This is a genomic window from Xenorhabdus budapestensis (genome assembly GCF_002632465.1).
In the GTDB taxonomy this organism is placed as follows: domain Bacteria; phylum Pseudomonadota; class Gammaproteobacteria; order Enterobacterales; family Enterobacteriaceae; genus Xenorhabdus; species Xenorhabdus budapestensis.
On sequence record NZ_NIBS01000060.1, the window covers coordinates 1 to 3319 of the forward strand.

Below are 3319 nucleotides of genomic sequence, written 5' to 3' on the forward strand. Positions count from 1 at the left end.
CCTGAAAAAGCAAGAAAAAGTCATACACAATAAGGTCATTTATTGGTGAGTGCAAAATTGATCTTATTTTTTGTATTGAGAGTTTTTAGAGGTTCCCATAAGTACCATTCTTGTTTATCATAGTGCCGGGCTGGACTCATCACATGCTCAATAAATGCACCAATATTATTTGCGCAACTATCATTAGATTGCTTTTCAACAAATGCCTGATAAAGCCTTTTCCACTTAGTACCTCCTATTAGTGGGTCTGGAAAATTTTGTTCAGCTAACAACAAACCAATTTGAGAACCAGTGAATCCTTCGCAAGTGTCTCCTAGTGTCTTGGCGACTGATTCTAATACGCTAAGATCAAAACTTTTAATCATTGATTCCTACTTGTAGTCTTAACTGTTGCAATAGCGGAAAATTATGGGTGCATCATTGATGAATGTTATTGGGTGATCTACTCAGATGAAAATACGCAATTAGAAAAATTAGATCAAGAAACTATAAAGAAAAGACATCACAAAATTGTTATTAACTCGTAATGGGGCAGTGGCCCCCTATAATTCAAGGTCACACGATTTAACAATCTGTTCCTTCTGAAAGTCGGAGGGCATCCTCCAATTCAACTCCAAAATAACGAATAGTATTATCTATCTTTGTGTGCCCCAATAACAACTGGACTGCACGAATGTTCTTAGTTTTAGCGTATACAGAGCGAATAAAAAAATATGCACATGAGGCAAATATTCCCGTGCTTTTGCTGGCGGGTGTGGCCGTTGCTGAGGCAGTCGGTACACCCGATAGATTTATTGGTGCAGTCATCTTCTGAAAATGACAAATGTATCTAATATCAAAACAGTACGCGGGTATCCGATGCTATTGCGAAAGGAGCGTCCCCATCTCCATTAGCAACACTCCCATCAACAAAATTGCCTCTGTAGCTCTTAATGCTAGGAGAGTTTCCCGTCATGTCTATTTTATACATCCACATTTTTTCGTTATCTCCTATAAAATACACGGTAGCTTCGCCATTATCATAAATAACAGAAGGAGAACTGAGTACCTTAGTCCTGTTATTAACCAGCCTTCCATCAGTAAGAAAGTTCCCAGCATTAACGCCGTGAGCAACAAAAGTTGCGTAACGTAACTCATCGTATTGGCCTCTATAGAATACGGTATATTTCCCGTTATATATTAAACTTGGGCTACCAATGACCGTTATACCGCTATAAGTTCTCTGGCTCGCCACTTTTTGACGAGTAAAATCAACATTAAAGCTCGCAAGCTTGTTATCGGAGTTTGTATAGAAGACTTGTGCATCATTATCGAGATGATTATACAAATGCACCATAGATGGGTATCCAGAAATTTTATATTTCTTTAAATAAGTATCCAACCCACTTAAACCTGTGAGGTTTAAGCCTAATTCGTTATTATCGTCCATGAGCGTAGCAACATTCAAGGTGCCACGGGAGTCTTGATAAAAAAAATAGACATCACGAGAGTGATTAGGCCTGTTAAAAGGAACAATAGTTGATTTCGAAGTATAACTGGTTTCTACATACTTACCGCTACTGACATCAACCAACACGATGTCAGTAGCCATATCAATTAATCGATCCTCTTTTAGAACCATATATAGCCTTTCCGACCCGTCAGTTTTATATAAAAAACCTGTAGGATTAGCATTCTTGTATGCCTTCACTTCTTTCACTGTTTTTTGCTGTTCCCAATGATCTTGACCAGCATTATATCGTACAACGCTCCCGTGAGATGAATTTTTCAATTTAAAGAATATATAATGGTAGCTCATATGATATACCTCCTTGAACACTTTTATTAATTGTTATTTATATACTATATTTTCTTCTTTATTTGCCATTTAATTATTCACCTAATAATAACCTAACTATGAAATTTACATCACAATTAGGTTATATTATATAATTCTATTTATAGATTACATTTAGACCATTCTTAAATCATATTCGCCATTTTTATCTCTCATTATTCTTAAAATTTTTCTACCCCCACCTTTATTAAATCCTTTTACTTCGCGTGTGAGCGTATCGTGTTTATAATGAAATTCATCACCAATACAATACATGATATAGCTATCATCGCTCCAATAATCTTGGAAAACCCAAATAGTATCTGTTCCGAAGACATTTTCTTTATTTGTTTCAATTGATAATCTAATGGGCTTCCATGCTTCTCCTTGATTACCAACCCATGGAACGGCTATATTGAAATCACCTGTTTCTAAACTTTGAATTACATAACTTTCATTGTTTTTTTCACCTACTACAATGACTATTTCACTTTGAGTTTTATTCATAATCTTAGTGATGTATGTTAAAGCCATTTCAAATCTCCTTTTTATCACAGCACTAATAATATTGATTAATGTTTATTAATATCTAGGTATTTCTGTTATTGATTAACGATTAATTACTACCATATAGATAAATCATATAGAATATGAAACACAATATTTGACAGGATATTGATATAAGATCATTTTAAGAGAAAAAAGTTCTGTTAATGTAACAGAACCATACGATTAAACCTTGAACGGATGCATTTATTATTAATAATGTATATCGCACTAACTTATTGAATAATTGCCTTTATTTTTTAAACTAAATCGCGTTTTTTTGTTGCTGACTATTATGACGTTCAGCTACGATTCTTCCCGCTTAAGGGCGGTTCTGGAAGGTGAGGTTAGCTTTTTCGACGATTGCTTAACTTTGATATCAGCGCGAAACCAGATACCGGGGTTTCGGTTGAGTAGACCCCGACCTTCTAAATCGCTATATATATTGCCAAACTATATTAACGGGTGTTTTTAATAAGGATTCAATCTTTTCGATCACCAAAGATAATCCATCATCTGTATGAATAACATCTGTTTTTCTGGTATCAATGATCAATGCAAAACGACCAAACGCCCCCCAATCTTGATGTGTTCCGGTTATCTGGGAAGGATTCTTAACTTTAGCTAACAAGGCCGCAATATCTTCACTTTTTTCTAGTTCAAGCTCTATCGCTTTTTCACTCATAAACAGTGTTACTTCTATATTTTGGCATTGCTTCCGTTAATGCTGGTGCAAAAGATGTGCGCTTAAGATCCATTATGTTAAATTAAATCAGTTGGACATAAAGCTCATAATTATTTTGTATCTGCCATTAATCATAGAGTTAGCTACCCTATTCATTTTTCTCTTACATACTTATGGGAACCTCTAAAAACTCTCAATACAAAAAATAAGATCAATTTTGCACTCACCAATAAATGACCTTATTGTGTATGACTTTTTCTTGCTTTTTCAGG

At 34.9% G+C, this 3319-nt stretch carries 5 protein-coding genes; 1 reads left to right on the top strand and 4 read right to left on the bottom strand.

Annotated elements, in window-relative coordinates:
* Positions 1-35: 35 nt before the first annotated feature.
* Positions 36-365: a hypothetical protein gene (locus Xbud_RS18560; RefSeq protein ID WP_099137467.1), complete on the bottom strand. Its 330-nt coding sequence runs from the start codon at positions 363-365 to the stop codon at positions 36-38.
* A gap of 308 nt (positions 366-673) precedes the next feature.
* On the opposite strand from Xbud_RS18560, the gene Xbud_RS19990 reads away from it, so the two are divergent.
* The gene (locus Xbud_RS19990; RefSeq protein ID WP_169923116.1) at positions 674-814 is read left to right on the top strand and encodes a hypothetical protein; all 141 of its coding nucleotides are present in this window, start codon (positions 674-676) and stop codon (positions 812-814) included.
* Positions 815-835: 21 nt separating this feature from the next.
* Here Xbud_RS19990 and Xbud_RS18570 read toward each other — a convergent pair whose 3' ends face one another.
* From Xbud_RS18570 to Xbud_RS18580, 3 genes are all read right to left on the bottom strand, one after another.
* Positions 836-1798, bottom strand: a complete 963-nt coding sequence (locus Xbud_RS18570) for a hypothetical protein (RefSeq protein WP_099137468.1) — start codon at positions 1796-1798, stop codon at positions 836-838.
* 153 nt (positions 1799-1951) lie between these two features.
* The gene (locus Xbud_RS18575; protein WP_099137469.1) at positions 1952-2350 is read right to left on the bottom strand and encodes a hypothetical protein; all 399 of its coding nucleotides are present in this window, start codon (positions 2348-2350) and stop codon (positions 1952-1954) included.
* Positions 2351-2798: 448 nt separating this feature from the next.
* Positions 2799-3047 (bottom strand): hypothetical protein, encoded by a 249-nt coding sequence (locus Xbud_RS18580; protein WP_099137470.1) that lies wholly within the window; start codon positions 3045-3047, stop codon positions 2799-2801.
* Positions 3048-3319 lie beyond the last annotated feature (272 nt).

Coding starts and splice junctions, on each gene's coding strand:
- Xbud_RS18560 (WP_099137467.1), bottom strand. CDS start 365: ATGATTAAAAGTTTTGATCTTAGCGTATTAGAATCAGTCGCCAAGACA.
- Xbud_RS19990 (WP_169923116.1), top strand. CDS start 674: ATGTTCTTAGTTTTAGCGTATACAGAGCGAATAAAAAAATATGCACAT.
- Xbud_RS18570 (WP_099137468.1), bottom strand. CDS start 1,798: ATGAGCTACCATTATATATTCTTTAAATTGAAAAATTCATCTCACGGG.
- Xbud_RS18575 (WP_099137469.1), bottom strand. CDS start 2,350: ATGGCTTTAACATACATCACTAAGATTATGAATAAAACTCAAAGTGAA.
- Xbud_RS18580 (WP_099137470.1), bottom strand. CDS start 3,047: ATGAGTGAAAAAGCGATAGAGCTTGAACTAGAAAAAAGTGAAGATATT.